Origin of the sequence: Candidatus Pelagibacter sp. (assembly GCF_052049835.1) — a bacterium.
Lineage (GTDB): Bacteria > Pseudomonadota > Alphaproteobacteria > Pelagibacterales > Pelagibacteraceae > Pelagibacter.
Window position 1 is genome coordinate 168,731 of sequence record NZ_JBNGZF010000001.1, and the last position, 15,582, is coordinate 184,312.

Here is a 15,582-nt window from a genome sequence, read left to right on the forward strand (position 1 = left end):
ATCAAATGCTAACCAAAAAACAATTATTTACTCGTGGGATGTTGGATATTTCTCCACACATGCTTTCAGTAATTCCATTTGGAATAATTTGTGGAGCAATTGGAGTTGAGCTTGGATTTAATCCATATTTGGTCTACGCAATGTCTTTCATTATTTTTGGAGGTGTTTCACAAATAGTATTTTTGCAGTTGTTATCAGGAGGTGCATCTAGTTTAGTTGCGGTTGCTTCTGTTGGTATTATAAATTCTCGTCATTTATTATATGGTGCAGTTTTATCTGAATATTTAGAAAAATTATCTTTTATAAAAAAATTATTTATTTCTTATGTTGTTGTAGATCAAGGCTTTGCAGAATCTAATAAGTTTTTCAAAAAAAATAGAAGTGAGGAGTTTTTACATTATCATTTGATCGGAACAGGTTGTACAATGTGGGTTTGTTGGCAGATTGCAACTTTATCTGGTATTATTTTAGGTTCATTTGTTCCAGAAGAACTTGGATTAAAATTTGCAATCCCTTTGACATTTATAGCAGTTGTTGTTCAGGATTTAAAAAAAATAGATCATTTAATTGTTATGATTACTTGTGGTTTGAGTTCACTTTTATTCTTTGATGCTCCATTTAGATCTTACATAATTATTTCACCAATAATCGCTTTATTTGTTGCAGCGCTGCTATTGAGGTTAAAAAAATGACACTTACTGCAATAATTTTTGCCGGAATATTAACTTACCTTACCAGAATGACTATGATTGCTTTAATAAGTAGAGATATGCTGGGAGAAAAAATTAAAGCAGTTTTGGAATACGTTCCTTCTGCAGTATTCCCAGCAATAATATTTCCAGGAATATTTATAAATGATTTTGGAACTTTTATAGAAATGAATGATCCTAAAATTTTTGGAGCATTAGTTGCTATAATTGTAGGTTATTTTTCAAAAAATATAATTGCAACAATATCAGCTGGATTAGTTTCTTATTGGTTTTTAATATTTGTTGTCTTTAGTTAGCACCTAACTTAATATTTCTACTTACATTGATATCAATTAATTGTGGTTTTGCTAAGTTAAGATTTGACATAAGCTCTACATATTCATCAACATTTCTAACCTGCAATCTTGGATTAAATTTTTTTTCATTACCAATTGTGCTAGATACTTTGCCGTTATAATCATGACCAGGATACAAAGTGGTATCCTCAGGTAATTTTAACAACCTATTAAAGATTGAATTATAAGCATCTTTTGAACTTCCATTTTGAAAATCAGTTCGACCAGTGCCATTAATTAAAAGAGTATCCCCTGAAAATAAATAGTTATCCATTAAGAAACTATAACTGTCAGAAGTATGACCAGGTGTATACATCGCTTTGATTTCTATTTGATCAATTTTTATTATTTCATCATCTTTTACCTTAATTTCTACAGCATCAGCAGGGGTGTGTTCCCCCATTAGCGTATAACAATTTGTTGCTTGCTTAAGTTTACTTGCACCAGTTACATGGTCAGCATGAATATGGGTATCTATTACCTTAACTAGTTTTAAATCTAATTCTTGAAGTAGCTTGATGTAGCTTTCAACATTCTCAATTACTGGATCAATAATGACTGCCTCGCGACCTTTTGCCGAGGCAATTAAATAAGTATAAGTTGATGATTTATTATCGAAAACTTGTCTAAAAATCATTTATCATTAATATCAAATTATAATGAGTTCCTCTACATTTCATTGGTCTTGTAGACATACCTGGAAAAGAAGCGCAAAAAATACTGCTTGGTGTGTACTTGGTTGTGCAATTGGAGATTTTGGAACAATATTGTTTTTTCAATTAACTCAAATTCCTTTTCCAATTTTAGGAATAATGATTTTAGCAATCATCAACGGATTGATTACAAGTATTATTTTAGAAACAATAATTTTAATGACACAAAATTTTAATTTTGTTAACGCATTCAAAACTGCTTGTGGAATGAGTTTAATTTCAATGATTAGCATGGAAATTATGATGAATTTAACTGACTATGTTTTAACTGGCGGTGCAATTTTAACATGGTGGGTGGTGCCAATAATGCTGATTGTAGGTTTTTTAACTCCTTGGCCTTATAATTATTGGAGATTAAAAAAATTTGGAATTGCTTGTCATTAAGATTAAAGAATTCTTTTTAATAAATTGTCTCCAAAAAATAGTTTGTGAATAATAACAGCAGTTATATGAAGTACTATTAAACCGATAAGGGTATAATTTGAAAGAATATGAATTTCATAAAACTGATCTGCTAAATCAAAATTTTCATTTATTTGAATTTCTCTAAACAATATTGTTAATGTTTCCCCATTAAATAATTTTTTTAATATTCCTGAAATTGTTATTAATAAAATAGCAACATATAAAAGAACATGGTTCATCTTTGCAAGAAATCTTTGTCCTTTAAAAATACTTGGATCTAATTTTGGAGTTGGATTAAGTATATTATTTATTAATCTAATTATTATAATATAAAACACAGTTAAACCTAACGTAACGTGTATATCTTCAATAGTTATTCTTTGATCACCAAAATCTAAATCAACTAGATAAAAACCCAAAGGTATTTGTATGACTAGAATAGCTGCGCTGAGCCAATGTAACACCTTTGAGACAATTCCATACTCTGCTAAGGTATTTGTTACATGCATAATTTATTTAATCATATAAAAAAATATATTAAAATAATTTTATTCTCAATTTTAAGCGTATTTTTCGTCTCATCTTCTAATGCTGAGTTAACAGTTGAAGATATTATTAAAAGTAGACAAGCATTGTTTAGTAAAAACTATAGTACAGCTAAAAGGGTTCAGGCTTTCTCTTCAAAAGGAGACTTTGAAAAAGCAAAAAAACTTATGATTGAAATGAGTGAAAATTATAAAGTTTTAATAGATCTCTTTCCTGAAAATACTCAAGAGGGTTTTGATACTGAAGCTTTACTGACAATTTGGGATGAAAAAGATGATTTTAATGCATTAATGCAAAAAGCCTCTGATGATATGATAAAACTTACATCTGTAATTGAAGATGCTGAAGATATAAGAGGTACTCTGAAACAATTTATGTGGAGTAACTGTAAGGCTTGTCACAGCAGGTACAGAGAAGAACATTAGTTATTAAGTAAGAATAATGATACCTCAAAAGGTTAAAGATCATATTGAAGAATATATTAGTCAGGAAGTTTACGTTCAAATTGCTATAATTAAAGGTAAAGAAAAGGTTTCAACAGAAACAGCTATTGATAAATATTTTAACACAAATCACTTTAAAGATTTTTCAGAAGGTAAACCTTATTTTCATTTCATTGATGGATTAAGAGATAAATGCCTTGGAAAACTTAAGAATTCACCCATGAGAGACAAGAAAACTGAGGATGAGACTATAAAATTATTACAAAAAAAATTAAACGATTTAAATGATGATGAGCTTGATGACACTTATTGGGAAATAGAAACAGGAGAATTTTTTTCAGGAGAACAAATAAAAGAATTGGAAATAAATTGCAGTGAATTAATTAAAGAGCTTAATTTTTCTAATAAAAATAAAAAAGAAATTCAAAAAACCATCATGAGTTTTTGTGAAAACTATGAAAAACTGTGTAAAAAAAAATACCCAGAAGCTCCACTTCCACTAGAAATATTAGATTCTGTAAATTAGGTTTTAAAGGGTTCGCTCTTTAAGTGTATACCTAAAGAGCTCCCTTGTATCGCCTCTTTGGCATTATAATTCCGAGAGGAATTTATTTTTTGTTATATTTTTGAAATATGAGCTGTTCAGCTAAGTATCAGGTGGTGAAAGTATTAACATAAACCTCCTTCTATAAAAAAGGTAATTATAATTTATACAATTTCAATTAATTTATTTTAATTTTGAGCAAATATATTTATTGAATACAACTTAGTGCTTTAGTAGATTCCCGGTAACTTAAGTTGCTTATTAAATTATTTTTTATTTATTAATTCACTAATAAAATTTTCACCGTAACCATCATCAATAGCTTTTTGAAAATAATTTTTATTTACTTCTGCAACTTTTTCAGCTTCTGGAAAATCTTTTAATAAATCTTGAATATAAGTTAAATCTTTTACTGAATTACTTGCGGTAAACTTAAAGCCAGTAAAGTCTCCTTTTAATAAATTGTCAAAAACTCTATTCAAAGCCGCAGAGTTTCCTGAACCAAGTTTTGCAACATCAAATACTTTTTTTAAGTCTAAACCCATCTCTGTAGCACTTTTAGCTAAATGATTTACTAAAGCGGCATTTCCAAGGGATAAAAAATTATTTAAAAGCTTTGATTTTGCACCCATGCCAACAGGTCCAAAATGAAAATATTCTTTACAGAAAAAATTAAAGTATGGCTCAGCAATTTTAAAGTTGTTATCTGATGCTCCAACAATTCCTCCCAAAATACCTTCCTCAGCTTGAACAGGACCTCCCATTACTGGACACTCAACATAATTTATTTTTTTTGCATTGAAAATTGCCTCTGTTTCTATTGAGCCAGTCTTATTGTGAGTAGTGATATCAATAATTAGAGTTTTACTATTTAAAATATTAGAAATTTTTTCTGATATTGATTTTGCTATAGGAGTGTTGGTAACGCACATAAACATCGCATCTAAATTTTTACTAGAAAAATCTTCAAAAGATTTTACTTCTTCAGCTCCATCACTAACAATTTTCTCAATTGGTTTTCTATTTTTATTAGCAATAACAAAGAGTTTATTTTTATGTTTTAAAATATTTTTAGCTATTCCATATCCCATATATCCAACACCAATAAAGCCTATATTTTTCATTCAAACCTCACTATTTAACTTTTCTTTTTACCTTCTGTTCTTATGAACATAATACCAAAAACAATAATTCCTATCACCCCAACAATTTTATTATAATCAAACGGCACACCGAAAATTAAGAAATTAATTATTGTAGACCAAACTAATTGAGAATATTGAAAATTAGTTACAAATGACAAGTTAGAAAGCTGTATTGCGTATATAATCAAAGAATGACTTACAAAACCTGCCACACCAAGAATTACTAAATAAAGCCAAAAGATATTTTTCTCTAATGGCACCCAATTAAAAAATATAAAAATACTAAAAATTATTGCACCTAAAATTGAAGTATAAAATATAGCAGCAAATGGATCGTTATCGCCTGATACAACTTTGGTAAAAAATTGATAAAGAGCCCAGCAAATTGGAGGAACAATAGGGAATATTAAATCTAAACTAAATATTCTCATACTTGGACCTAGTGAATAAACAATCGAGCCAAAGCTCAATAACATTAAAAATATACCTTTTTTGCTTAAGATATCTTTTAGGAAGTATGCTGAAAGAAGTGAAACGATTAGAGGAGCTGTAAAGAAAACAACATAAATATCTACCAAGTCAAATTTCTGCAAAGAATAAAACATAAACGAGGTGGCAGTTACCATTAATATTGATCTAATTATTTGAACTTTAAAATTTTTTTTCAAATTAACTTTTGGCTTAAAAATTAAAAAAAATATAATTAAAGATACCAAGTGAAAAAAAAATCTCCCCCAAATTGCTTGAGTAACTGGCATTACTGTTCCAAGATATTTTGCTGTCGAGTCCATACAAACAAACATAAAAAATCCACCAGCAGCTAATAAAATTACGTTAATTAAGGATGTTTTTTGAGGCACAGGAAAAATAAATTACATTACAACGCCAACTTGCCAAGGATTAAACTCCTCGTCACCGTAGCCGTTGATTTCACTTTTTGATTTATTCCCTGAGGCAGTATTTACAACTAATTCAAATATTTTTTGACCAACTTCTTCAACTTTTTCTTTTCCTTCAGCAATTGTACCACAATTAATATCCATATCTTCTGACATTCTTTCAAACATCGCAGAGTTTGTTGAAAGTTTTAAACTTGGAACTGGTTTACAGCCAAAGCAAGATCCACGTCCTGTTGTAAAACAAATAACATTAGCACCTGATGCAACTTGACCAGTTACAGATACAGGATCATAACCAGGAGAATCCATAAAATTAAAACCTTTATTTTTTAAAGGTTCAGCATAATGTAATACATCTTGAAGGATTGAGTTTCCTCCTTTTGCTACAGCGCCTAAGGATTTTTCTAATATGGTTGTTAGACCGCCTTTTTTATTTCCTGGCGCAGGATTGTTGTCCATAGAACTATTATTAATTGAAGTATAATGTTTCCACCATTCAATTCTTTTAATAAGTTTATCAGCAGTTTCTTGTGAGCTCGCTCTATTAATTAATAAATGTTCGGCTCCATAAATCTCTGGAGTTTCGGATAAAATTGAACTTCCACCTTTTTTAACCAAGAGATCTGCTGCAACTCCTAGTGCAGGATTTGCGGTTATTCCTGAATATCCATCTGAACCACCACATTGAAGAGCTAAAGTTAGATGACTTACTGGTTGTGAAGTTCTTTGAATATTATTAGCTTCTGAAAGCAAATTTTTAATTTGAGATAACACTTTTTCGACAACTTTTTTAGTTCCACCTTCATCTTGGATTGTTAGAAAATGAATTCGGTTATGTTTTTTTAATGATTCATCAAACAAACTGACTTGAGCACATTCGCATCCTAAACCTATAACAAAAACATGAGAAAAATTGGGATGATTTTTAAATCCATCTATAGTTCTTTGAAAAATTTGCATTCCTTCACTTTCAGTATTCATTCCACATCCTGTTGAGTGAGTAATTGGAACTATGCCATCAATATTTGGGTAATCTTTTAAAATGTCAGAATATTTAATCTTCTCAACTATCATTTTAGTGACTGTAGCTGAGCAATTTACAGTACTTACAATTCCAATGTAATTTCTGGTAGCAACCTGTCCATTATCTCTTAAAATTCCATTAAAGAAGGTGTCTGCTTTTTCATCAATAACATGTTTTTTATCTATAACTTTAAAATCTCTTTTAAATTCTCTAAATTCTAAATTATGAGAATGAACATGTTGTCCTGGTTTAATATCATCTAAAGCAAATCCAATAATTTGATCATATTTTATGATTGGATCACCTTTTTTAATAGTTTTTAAACAAACTTTGTGTCCAAAAGGGATTGGATCAATAGTGCTGATCTCATGACCTTCAATTTTAGTTTTTTCAGGAATAATAAATTGGCTAACGCCCACATTGTCATTCTTGTTTAAAACTATTAGATTATTCATAAATTTATTATATAACCAATAACTTAAACAAACCATTATTTAAATTATGCCTAAAAAAAGAAAAAAGAGTTTCCGAAGTCAACAGTGGTTCAATAATCCAAAAAACCCTGACATGACGGCCTTATATTTAGAAAGGTATTTAAATTATGGTCTTACAAGAAAAGAATTACAATCTGGTAATCCAATTATCGGAATAGCACAATCTGGCAGTGATCTATCTCCATGCAATAGACATTTCATGTCTTTGAGTAAAAGAATCAAAGATGGAATTAGAAGAGCAGGTGGTATACCAATGGAATTTCCTACTCACCCAATCCAAGAAACTGGAAAAAGACCGACAGCAATGTTGGATAGAAATCTTTCTTACTTGTCACTAGTTGAAGTTTTGTATGGATACCCAATTGATGGAGTTATCTTAACAACAGGATGTGATAAAACTACTCCAGCAGCTTTAATGGCAGCTGCTACAGTTAACATTCCTGCAATAGTTTTATCAGGTGGTCCAATGTTAGATGGAGTTTATAAAGGAAAATTAGCTGGTTCAGGAATGGTAGTTTGGGAAGCGAGAAAAATGTTAGCTAAAGGAGAAATTAAATACGAAGAATTTATGGATATGGTTGCATCTTCTGCACCGAGTGCTGGACATTGTAATACAATGGGAACAGCTTCTTCAATGAACTCTGTTGCTGAAGCATTAGGTATGTCTTTACCAGGGGGCGCTGTTATTCCAGCTCCCTATAGAGAAAGAGAACAAATTTCTTACGAAACAGGAAAAAGAATTGTTGGAATGGTTTATGAAGATTTAACACCATCAAAAATTATGACACGAAAAGCTTTTGAAAACGCAGTAGTAGTTGCAAGTGCTATTGGTGGATCTAGCAATTGTACAGCTCATCTAAGTGCTATTGCAAAACACATGGGAATTAAATTTGATCTTTCAGATTGGCAAAAACTTGGACATAACATTCCTCTATTGGTTAATTGCCAACCTGCTGGAGAATACTTAATGGAAAGTTTTCACAGAGCTGGAGCAATACCTGCAGTAATGAAAGAATTAATTAAAAACAAAAAAATTCATACAAAAATAAAGACAGTTACAGGAAAAACTGTAGGAGAAAATTTAAGAAAGAAAGTAGATGTAGACAATAAAGTAATTAAAACATTTAAGAATGCATTGACTGAAAAAGCTGGTTTTTTAGTTATGAAAAGCAACTTTTTCTCATCTGCTATTATGAAAACATCTGTAATCAGTAAAGAATTTAGAGATCAATATTTATCAAATTCTCAACACCCAAATGTTTTTGAATGTAAAGCTATAGTTTTTGAAGGTCCTGAGGATTATCACAAAAGACTTAATGATAAGAAATTAAAAATAGATGAAAACTCTCTATTAATTATTAGAGGCTGTGGACCTGTTGGTTATCCTGGATCAGCCGAAGTAGTTAACATGCAACCACCAGACAGATTATTAAAAAAAGGAATAAAACATCTACCAACTTTGGGTGATGGAAGACAAAGCGGAACATCAGAAAGTCCATCAATTTTACATGTTTCACCAGAGTCTGCAGTAGGTGGAGATCTTGGAATTGTTAAAACTTACGATAAAATAAAAATAGACTTAAATAAAAGAAGAGTTGATTTATTGATTTCTCAAGCTGAGTTTAAAAAACGAAGAAAAAATAAAAAAGTATTTAAACCAAATAATCAAACTCCTTGGCAGGAAATATTTAGAAATACTGTTGGTCAATTGGATGATGGTGCATGTATTAACTCTCGAGGTAAATATTTAGACGTATCACATACCAAAGGTTTACCAAGAGATTCTCACTAATATGAGGCCAAAAATATTAGTTTCTAGAAAAATCTCAGATTTAGCAGAAGTAAAACTTCAAAAAGAATTTGAAGTAACGCTTAATCCAAATGACGAACCTATTCCAGAAAGCGAATTAATTAAAATTGTTAATAATTATGATGGTATGATATCAACAGGTTTTGATAAAATTAGTGATAATTTTTTTAAAAATTTAAATGGCAAATTAAAAATTATAGCTCAAGTTGGAGTTGGTTATGATAATATTTCAATCAAATCTGCTGAAGAAAAAAAAATTAAAGTAACAAATACTCCTAATGTATTAAATGAAGCAGTAGCAGAAACTACAATACTTTTAATATTAGCTGCATCCAGAAGAATTGGTGAAGCTTATAATTTAGTTAGAGCAGATGATTGGAAAAACCAAAAACCAGATTTAACTAAATTTATGATTGGAAATTCTGTTACAGGCAAAACTTTAGGTATCATTGGTATGGGTCGTATTGGAAGAATGGCTGCAAAATCTGCTAAGGCATTTGGTATGAAGATTATTTATTATAATAGAAACAAACTTTCTGATGATCTAGAAGATGGTGCAAAGTATTATTCTGATATAAATACAATGCTACCAGAGTGTGATTTTTTAAGTATTCACACACCTGCAACAGCTGAGACCAAACATATTCTCAATTCATCAACAATTAGCTTGTTACCAAAGCATGCCGTAGTTATTAATACCTCAAGAGGATCCACTATTGATGATGATGCATTGATAGATGCATTAGAAAATAAAAAAATATATGCAGCAGGTTTAGATGTTTTCAATAATGAACCAAATTTAGATAAAAGGTACTTAAAATTAGATAACTGTTTCGTTTTACCACATATTGGAAGTGCAACACATGAAACTAGATTGGCAATGAGTATGATGGCAGTGGATAATATTTATTGTTATTTCAATAAAAAACCTCTTATTTCAGAAGTAGTTTAGAACAACTATAAGTTGTCTGTTCAATTAATATATATAATTTCTATATATAAAAGCTAAACGAAATTATTGATCTCAAAAATCATTTATGGTTAACTTTCATAAAAAACATAAACGAGAGGAAGATAATGTTTAAACTTATATCTAAAACTATAGCAGCTGTAGCTATTGTTTCAGTTGCTTTATTTGGCTCTGCAAATGCAAAGACTTTAAAGATTGAAACTCACTTTACAGCTAGTTCACCTAATGGTGAAGTTGCTGCTCAATTCGCTAAAAACGTAGAGAAGTTTTCTGGCGGAAGCTTAAAAGTAGAAATGTTCTACTCATCATCAGTAACAGGTAAATCTGCTGAGGTGTTTAACTCTGCACAAACTGGAATTATCGATTGTGATATGACTGGTGCTGGTTACCAAACTGGTAAAAATGCAGCGTTTCAATTCGCAGGTGATGTAATGGGTGGATACGATAATCCATATCAACAATATGAATTCTTGAATTTCCCAGGAGCTCAAGAAGCTGTTGATGCACTTTATAACAAATATGGAATGACATTAATTGGTTGGTGGATACCAGGACATGAGTCTTTAATATCTAGCAGACCAATCCCAGATGTTGCTTCATTGAAAGACTTCAAATTTAGATCACCTCCAGGAATGGAAAGTATGATCTTTACAGCATTAGGTGCTAAGCCAATCGTAATGGACTTTGGTGAAGTTCCAACTGCTTTACAAACTGGTCTAATCGATGGTGCTGACTACTCATCTTTAGCTACTAACTATGCTGGTGGACACTATGAGCAAAATAAATATGCTACATACCCAGGTTTCCACTCTATGCCAGCTGACCACTTAGCTTGTAATACGAAAGTATGGAAGAAGTTAAAGAAACATGAGCAAGGTGCTATGTTAGCAGCAATAGAAATTGCTGGAAGAACTATCACTAGCTTAGTTGAAAGAAAAAACGCTGAAGCTGTTAAAGCTTTAAATGAAATGGGTGTTACTCTTCACGACTGGTCTAGAGAAGATAGACTTAAATTCAGACAAGCTGCTCTAGCTGCTTGGGAAGAATGGAAGACTAAATCTCCAGAAGCTGCGGCACTTATCGAGATACACAAAGCTTATATGAAAGCTAACGGTATCATGTAATAAAAAAAATTTTGAAGGGCCTTAAAAGGCCCTTCGAATTACTTAAATTTTTACGCAATGATCGATAAAGAATTACAAGAACAAAATGAAAAAGTTGCGAGTAAAGATGATTTTCCAATAAATTGGATAGATAGAGTTTCCTTATTTTTAAGTCACACAATTAAATATTTAATTCCTGTAATTGTAATTGTGATGATGTACGAAATTTTTATGAGATATATATTGTTTAAACCAACTTTGTGGGCAAATGAACTATGTCTATGGCTTGCTGGTGTTTGTTATTTAGTTGGTGGAATATATGCAACAAGATTAAGAAGCCATATTAGAATAGTGTTATTGTATGATTGGGTTAGTAGACCAACACAGAGAATTTTTGATCTAATCAGTACTATAATTATCGTTCTTTTCGCAGCAGCTGTAATTTATGGGGGTATGGAAGATGCATACAGATCATTTATAAATTGGGAAAGATTTGCAACTTATTGGGATCCACCAATTCCTGCTACTATGAAGCCACTAACACTTTTATGTGTTTTTCTTATTGCTGTTCAATCTGTAAATAATTTAATTATTGATTGGAGAAATCCTAAGGAAAAACAATACGACCCTTCTAAAGAATTAAAATAATATGGATATAGGATCACTTTCGATAATACTTATAGTAGGATTGTTATTGCTTATATCTATAGGTGTTCCAATGGGATTTGCATCTGGTTTTATGGGTGCAGTACTAGTTTTTTTATACATAGGTGAGCATGCATTAGGCATATTACTTTCAAGATACTATTCTCTTGTTGTCACTTATTCCTTTTTATCTGTTCCATTATTTATATTTATGGCCTCCTTGCTCGAACGTTCGAACATCGCAAGAGATTTATATGATGCCTTGAATGCGTGGCTAAGAAAAACTAGAGGAGGAGTAGGTGTCGTTACAGCCATCATGGCAACCATTATGGCGGCGATGAGTGGAATTATTGGTGGAGAAATAGTCTTATTAGGTTTGATTGCACTGCCTCAAATGTTGAGATTAAAATACGATCAGGATATGTCGATCGGTATTATTTGTGCATCAGGATCTTTGGGAACAATGATACCACCTTCAATTGTTTTAATTATTTATGGATTAACGACAGAGACTTCTATTACGATGTTATTCCAAGAAGCTATTGTTCCTGGTTTAATGATTTCAGGTTTGATTATTACATACATTTTAATTCGAACAAGATTACAACCACATTTGGCACCTTTAAGTGATGAGCCTGCTTTAACTTTAAAAGAAAAAATGTCATACCTACCAGGTCTTTTACCTCCAATCGGTATAGTAATCATTGTATTAGGTTCAATTTATTCTGGAATAACTGGAATTACTGAAGCAGCTGGTATGGGAGTGGTTGCTACATTAATTATTATTTTTGCAAGAAAAGAACTTACATGGTTTTTATTTAAAGATGCATTAACCAGAACTTTCAAAGCATCAGGAACTATTTTAACTATTACTTTTGGTGCTACGGTTTTAGCAGGAGCTTATTCTCTTGCTGGAGGTCCTAAATATGTAGCAGAAACTATTTTGGCTTATGATTTAAAACCAATGTACTTAATTTTCATGATGCAGATAATGTTTTTGATAATGGGAGCCTTTATGGATTGGGTTGGAATTGTATTATTAGCAATGCCAGTATTTTTACCAATAGTTATTGCTCTTGGTTTTGATCCAATCTGGTTCGGAATATTATTTTGTGTAAACATGCAAGTTTCATTTTTAAGTCCACCATTTGGACCCGCCGCGTTTTATTTAAAATCCGTTGCACCTCCACACATTTCATTAACAGATATATTTAGAGGTTTTGCTCCATTTATAGTAATTCAGTTAATTGTTTTAGCATGTGTTATGTTCTTCCCTGAAGCAATGACGCAAAACTTCCACGAGTTTAAACCGAAACCATGATGAAAATAGGCTTTATTGGAACAGGTCTTATGGGCCTGCCAATGGCTAAAAATTTATTAAAATCAGATTTTAAATTAAAAGTGTTCAATCGTTCAATTAATAAAGCAGAACCTTTGAAAGAGTTTGGCGCTGAAATATCAAAAACATTAGGTGAAGTTGTTAAAGATAATGACTTTATTATTACAATGTTAACAGATGATAGTGCTGTTGATGCAATAATGAGTAATTCAGATTTATTAGAGAATTTAAAATCTGGATCAACTGTTATTGATATGAGTTCGGTTAAACCAACGACAGCAACAAAATATGGAAATAGTCTAAAATCAAAAAATATAAATTATTTAGATGCACCAGTTTCAGGAGGAACAATTGGAGCTGAGGAAGCCTCTTTAGCTATAATGGCTGGAGGAGAGCAAAGTGTCTTTGATAATTCTATAAATATTTTAAAAGCTATGGGAAATCCAACTTTAGTTGGACCTATTGGAAGTGGACAAGTTTCAAAGTTAGCAAATCAAATTGTGGTAGGAGTTACAATAGGAGCGGTTGCGGAGGCAATAACTTTATGTGAAAAAGCTGGAGCTGACCCAGTAAAATTAATTAAAGCTCTTTCTGGAGGTTGGGCAGACAGTAAAATTTTACAAACTCATGGAAAAAGAATGATTGATAAAGATTTTAGTCCAAAAGGTAAAACTTCTACTCATTTAAAAGATATGAATAACATTTTAGAGTGTGCAAATTCATATAATACACATTTACCTATTTCAAATTTGGTGAAAGAAATGTATAAAACCTTAGTCGATAATGGTCATGGAAACACTGATCATAGTTCACTTTATAATGAAATCGAAAGGATAAATAAAAAATGAGTGGAAGATTAGAAGGTAAAAAAATTCTCGTGACAGCAGCAGGCCAAGGGATTGGAAAAGCAACAGCAATTGCATTCCATAAAGAAGGGGCTCATGTCACTGCGACGGATTTAAATGATAAAACTTTAGCTGATTTAAATAAAGAATATCCTGAGATAAAAGTTCAAAAACTTGACTCAACTGATAACACTGCAATTTTAGAATTTACTAAAACATTAGATAAAGTTGATGTTTTATTTAATGCAGTTGGTTTTGTTCATCACGGTACAATTTTAGAGTGTGAGGAAAAAGATTGGGATTTTTCTTCAACTGTGAATGTAAAGTCAATGTACTTTATGTGTAAAGCTATTTTACCTTTAATGGTTAAACAAAATGGTGGAAGCATAATTAATGTATCATCATGTGCATCAAGTTTAAAAGGTTTTCCAAATAGGTTTGTTTATGGAGCAACAAAAGGTGCAGTAATTGGTTTAACCAAAGCAATAGCTGCTGACTTTGTTAAAAAAAATATCAGATGTAATTCAATTGCACCTGGAACAGTTTTTTCTCCATCTTGGCAAGATAGAGTAAATCAAAGTCCAGATCCTGTTCAGGCAAAAAAAGATTTCATCGCTAGACAACCCATGGGAAGATTAGGAACTGCTGAAGAAATAGCAGCTGTGGCTGTATACTTAGCAAGCGAAGATGCAACATTTACAACAGGTACAACAATTTCAGTGGATGGTGGAATTTCAATATAATTAAATAACAAAAGGACAAATATGAAATTATTAAGAGTAGGACAAAAAGGAAGTGAAAAACCAGCTATTATGGATAAGGATGGTAAAATTAGGGATATAAGTTCTCATATTAAAGATTTAAATCCTGATTTTTTAAACTTCGAGACTTTCGCAAAGTTACAAAATGCTGATTTATCGAATTTACCTGAATTATCCTCAAATGAAAGAATAGGCTCTTGTATAACAAGCCCACGTAAGTTTATAGCTATAGGCCTTAATTATTCAGATCATGCTGCGGAAGTTGGGGCTGATATTCCAAAAGAACCTATAGTTTTTATGAAGGCAACTAGCTGTATAGTTGGACCCAACGATGATGTTGAAATAGTTTCAGGATCAAAAAAATTAGACTGGGAAGTAGAGCTTGGTATTGTAATCGGCAAAGAAGCCAAACATATTTCAGAAAATCAATCACAAGATCACATTTTAGGTTATTGTTTAGTAAATGATGTAAGTGAACGTGAATGGCAACTTGAAAAAATGGGCCAATGGGTTAAAGGAAAATCTCATGACACTTACGGTCCTGTTGGTCCACATTTAGTTACAAAAGATGAAATTGCAGACGTTAATAATTTAAAAATGAGCTTAGATGTAAATGGAAAAAGAATGCAAACAGGCAATACAAGCACAATGATATTTAATGTTGATGTGATAGTATCTTATTTGAGTAAGTATATGACTCTATTACCAGGAGATATTATTACTACTGGGACACCTCCAGGAGTAGGCATGGGAATGAAGCCACAGCAGTTCTTAAACGCTGGTGATATGATGAAATTATCAGTTGAAAACTTAGGAGAGCAAAACTCAAAGGTAGTTGCTTTATAATTTTG

The 15,582-nt window shown here is 31.3% G+C and carries 18 protein-coding genes; 13 read left to right on the plus strand and 5 right to left on the minus strand.

Annotated elements, in window-relative coordinates:
• Positions 1-5 precede the first annotated feature (5 nt).
• Positions 6-692, plus strand: coding sequence for an AzlC family ABC transporter permease (locus ACTT9R_RS00850; RefSeq protein WP_440926185.1), 687 nt, complete (start codon positions 6-8; stop codon positions 690-692).
• Positions 689-1,006, plus strand: a complete 318-nt coding sequence (locus ACTT9R_RS00855; protein WP_440926186.1) for an AzlD domain-containing protein — start codon at positions 689-691, stop codon at positions 1,004-1,006. Before ACTT9R_RS00850 ends, ACTT9R_RS00855 begins: the two co-directional genes overlap by 4 nt.
• On the opposite strand, the gene ACTT9R_RS00860 is transcribed toward ACTT9R_RS00855, so the two are convergent.
• Complete coding sequence (locus tag ACTT9R_RS00860) at positions 999-1,682, minus strand: MBL fold metallo-hydrolase (RefSeq protein WP_440926187.1); 684 nt, start codon at positions 1,680-1,682, stop codon at positions 999-1,001. The genes ACTT9R_RS00855 and ACTT9R_RS00860 overlap by 8 nt on opposite strands.
• A 22-nt stretch (positions 1,683-1,704) precedes the next feature.
• Between ACTT9R_RS00860 and ACTT9R_RS00865 the strand changes: the two genes are divergently transcribed.
• Positions 1,705-2,142: a DUF4396 domain-containing protein gene (locus ACTT9R_RS00865; RefSeq protein WP_440926188.1), complete on the plus strand. Its 438-nt coding sequence runs from the start codon at positions 1,705-1,707 to the stop codon at positions 2,140-2,142.
• Between the two features lie 2 nt (positions 2,143-2,144).
• On the opposite strand, the gene ACTT9R_RS00870 is transcribed toward ACTT9R_RS00865, so the two are convergent.
• Complete coding sequence (locus tag ACTT9R_RS00870) at positions 2,145-2,672, minus strand: cytochrome b (protein ID WP_440926189.1); 528 nt, start codon at positions 2,670-2,672, stop codon at positions 2,145-2,147.
• Between ACTT9R_RS00870 and ACTT9R_RS00875 the strand changes: the two genes are divergently transcribed.
• Entirely contained in the window at positions 2,667-3,134 is a 468-nt protein-coding gene (locus ACTT9R_RS00875) for a cytochrome c (protein WP_440926190.1), read from the plus strand. The two genes, ACTT9R_RS00870 and ACTT9R_RS00875, sit on opposite strands and share 6 nt — an antisense overlap.
• A gap of 16 nt (positions 3,135-3,150) precedes the next feature.
• Complete coding sequence (locus tag ACTT9R_RS00880) at positions 3,151-3,678, plus strand: hypothetical protein (protein ID WP_440926191.1); 528 nt, start codon at positions 3,151-3,153, stop codon at positions 3,676-3,678.
• Positions 3,679-3,962: 284 nt separating this feature from the next.
• On the opposite strand, the gene ACTT9R_RS00885 is transcribed toward ACTT9R_RS00880, so the two are convergent.
• From ACTT9R_RS00885 to ACTT9R_RS00895, 3 genes are read right to left on the minus strand one after another with little or no spacing between them, the layout of a single operon-like run.
• Positions 3,963-4,820, minus strand: a complete 858-nt coding sequence (locus tag ACTT9R_RS00885) for an NAD(P)-dependent oxidoreductase (RefSeq protein WP_440926192.1) — start codon at positions 4,818-4,820, stop codon at positions 3,963-3,965.
• A 14-nt stretch (positions 4,821-4,834) separates the two neighbouring features.
• Complete coding sequence (locus ACTT9R_RS00890) at positions 4,835-5,701, minus strand: DMT family transporter (RefSeq protein WP_440926193.1); 867 nt, start codon at positions 5,699-5,701, stop codon at positions 4,835-4,837.
• 12 nt (positions 5,702-5,713) lie between these two features.
• A complete protein-coding gene (locus ACTT9R_RS00895; RefSeq protein WP_440926194.1) occupies positions 5,714-7,219 on the minus strand; it encodes a UxaA family hydrolase in 1,506 nt (501 codons plus the stop codon).
• 46 nt (positions 7,220-7,265) lie between these two features.
• Here ACTT9R_RS00895 and ACTT9R_RS00900 point away from each other — a divergent pair, with 46 nt between their 5' ends.
• The 8 genes from ACTT9R_RS00900 to ACTT9R_RS00935 all read left to right on the plus strand — a co-directional run bounded on the left by ACTT9R_RS00900 (position 7,266) and on the right by ACTT9R_RS00935 (position 15,577).
• Positions 7,266-9,050 (plus strand): IlvD/Edd family dehydratase, encoded by a 1,785-nt coding sequence (locus ACTT9R_RS00900; protein WP_440926195.1) that lies wholly within the window; start codon positions 7,266-7,268, stop codon positions 9,048-9,050.
• A gap of 1 nt (position 9,051) precedes the next feature.
• On the plus strand, positions 9,052-10,020 hold the full coding sequence (locus ACTT9R_RS00905; protein WP_440926196.1) for a 2-hydroxyacid dehydrogenase: 969 nt from the start codon (positions 9,052-9,054) through the stop codon (positions 10,018-10,020).
• Positions 10,021-10,145: 125 nt separating this feature from the next.
• Positions 10,146-11,162: a TRAP transporter substrate-binding protein DctP gene (gene dctP, locus ACTT9R_RS00910; protein WP_440644003.1), complete on the plus strand. Its 1,017-nt coding sequence runs from the start codon at positions 10,146-10,148 to the stop codon at positions 11,160-11,162.
• Positions 11,163-11,219: 57 nt separating this feature from the next.
• Positions 11,220-11,789, plus strand: coding sequence for a TRAP transporter small permease subunit (locus ACTT9R_RS00915; protein WP_440926197.1), 570 nt, complete (start codon positions 11,220-11,222; stop codon positions 11,787-11,789).
• Between the two features lies 1 nt (position 11,790).
• Complete coding sequence (locus tag ACTT9R_RS00920; protein ID WP_440926198.1) at positions 11,791-13,107, plus strand: TRAP transporter large permease; 1,317 nt, start codon at positions 11,791-11,793, stop codon at positions 13,105-13,107.
• A complete protein-coding gene (locus ACTT9R_RS00925) occupies positions 13,104-13,973 on the plus strand; it encodes an NAD(P)-dependent oxidoreductase (RefSeq protein WP_440926199.1) in 870 nt (289 codons plus the stop codon). The genes ACTT9R_RS00920 and ACTT9R_RS00925 overlap by 4 nt, the downstream gene beginning before the upstream one ends.
• Positions 13,970-14,713, plus strand: coding sequence for an SDR family oxidoreductase (locus tag ACTT9R_RS00930; RefSeq protein ID WP_440926200.1), 744 nt, complete (start codon positions 13,970-13,972; stop codon positions 14,711-14,713). The genes ACTT9R_RS00925 and ACTT9R_RS00930 overlap by 4 nt, the downstream gene beginning before the upstream one ends.
• A gap of 21 nt (positions 14,714-14,734) precedes the next feature.
• Positions 14,735-15,577, plus strand: a complete 843-nt coding sequence (locus ACTT9R_RS00935; RefSeq protein WP_440926201.1) for a fumarylacetoacetate hydrolase family protein — start codon at positions 14,735-14,737, stop codon at positions 15,575-15,577.
• Positions 15,578-15,582 lie beyond the last annotated feature (5 nt).

Bases quoted from the DNA above. Each gene is read 5' to 3' on its own strand.
- ACTT9R_RS00915 (WP_440926197.1), top strand. From the start codon at position 11,220: ATGATCGATAAAGAATTACAAGAACAAAATGAAAAAGTTGCGAGTAAA.
- ACTT9R_RS00925 (WP_440926199.1), top strand. From the start codon at position 13,104: ATGATGAAAATAGGCTTTATTGGAACAGGTCTTATGGGCCTGCCAATG.
- ACTT9R_RS00900 (WP_440926195.1), top strand. From the start codon at position 7,266: ATGCCTAAAAAAAGAAAAAAGAGTTTCCGAAGTCAACAGTGGTTCAAT.
- ACTT9R_RS00885 (WP_440926192.1), bottom strand. From the start codon at position 4,820: ATGAAAAATATAGGCTTTATTGGTGTTGGATATATGGGATATGGAATA.
- ACTT9R_RS00865 (WP_440926188.1), top strand. From the start codon at position 1,705: ATGAGTTCCTCTACATTTCATTGGTCTTGTAGACATACCTGGAAAAGA.
- ACTT9R_RS00850 (WP_440926185.1), top strand. From the start codon at position 6: ATGCTAACCAAAAAACAATTATTTACTCGTGGGATGTTGGATATTTCT.
- ACTT9R_RS00880 (WP_440926191.1), top strand. From the start codon at position 3,151: ATGATACCTCAAAAGGTTAAAGATCATATTGAAGAATATATTAGTCAG.
- dctP (WP_440644003.1), top strand. From the start codon at position 10,146: ATGTTTAAACTTATATCTAAAACTATAGCAGCTGTAGCTATTGTTTCA.
- ACTT9R_RS00920 (WP_440926198.1), top strand. From the start codon at position 11,791: ATGGATATAGGATCACTTTCGATAATACTTATAGTAGGATTGTTATTG.
- ACTT9R_RS00930 (WP_440926200.1), top strand. From the start codon at position 13,970: ATGAGTGGAAGATTAGAAGGTAAAAAAATTCTCGTGACAGCAGCAGGC.
- ACTT9R_RS00870 (WP_440926189.1), bottom strand. From the start codon at position 2,672: ATGCATGTAACAAATACCTTAGCAGAGTATGGAATTGTCTCAAAGGTG.
- ACTT9R_RS00855 (WP_440926186.1), top strand. From the start codon at position 689: ATGACACTTACTGCAATAATTTTTGCCGGAATATTAACTTACCTTACC.
- ACTT9R_RS00905 (WP_440926196.1), top strand. From the start codon at position 9,052: ATGAGGCCAAAAATATTAGTTTCTAGAAAAATCTCAGATTTAGCAGAA.
- ACTT9R_RS00875 (WP_440926190.1), top strand. From the start codon at position 2,667: ATGCATAATTTATTTAATCATATAAAAAAATATATTAAAATAATTTTA.
- ACTT9R_RS00860 (WP_440926187.1), bottom strand. From the start codon at position 1,682: ATGATTTTTAGACAAGTTTTCGATAATAAATCATCAACTTATACTTAT.
- ACTT9R_RS00935 (WP_440926201.1), top strand. From the start codon at position 14,735: ATGAAATTATTAAGAGTAGGACAAAAAGGAAGTGAAAAACCAGCTATT.
- ACTT9R_RS00895 (WP_440926194.1), bottom strand. From the start codon at position 7,219: ATGAATAATCTAATAGTTTTAAACAAGAATGACAATGTGGGCGTTAGC.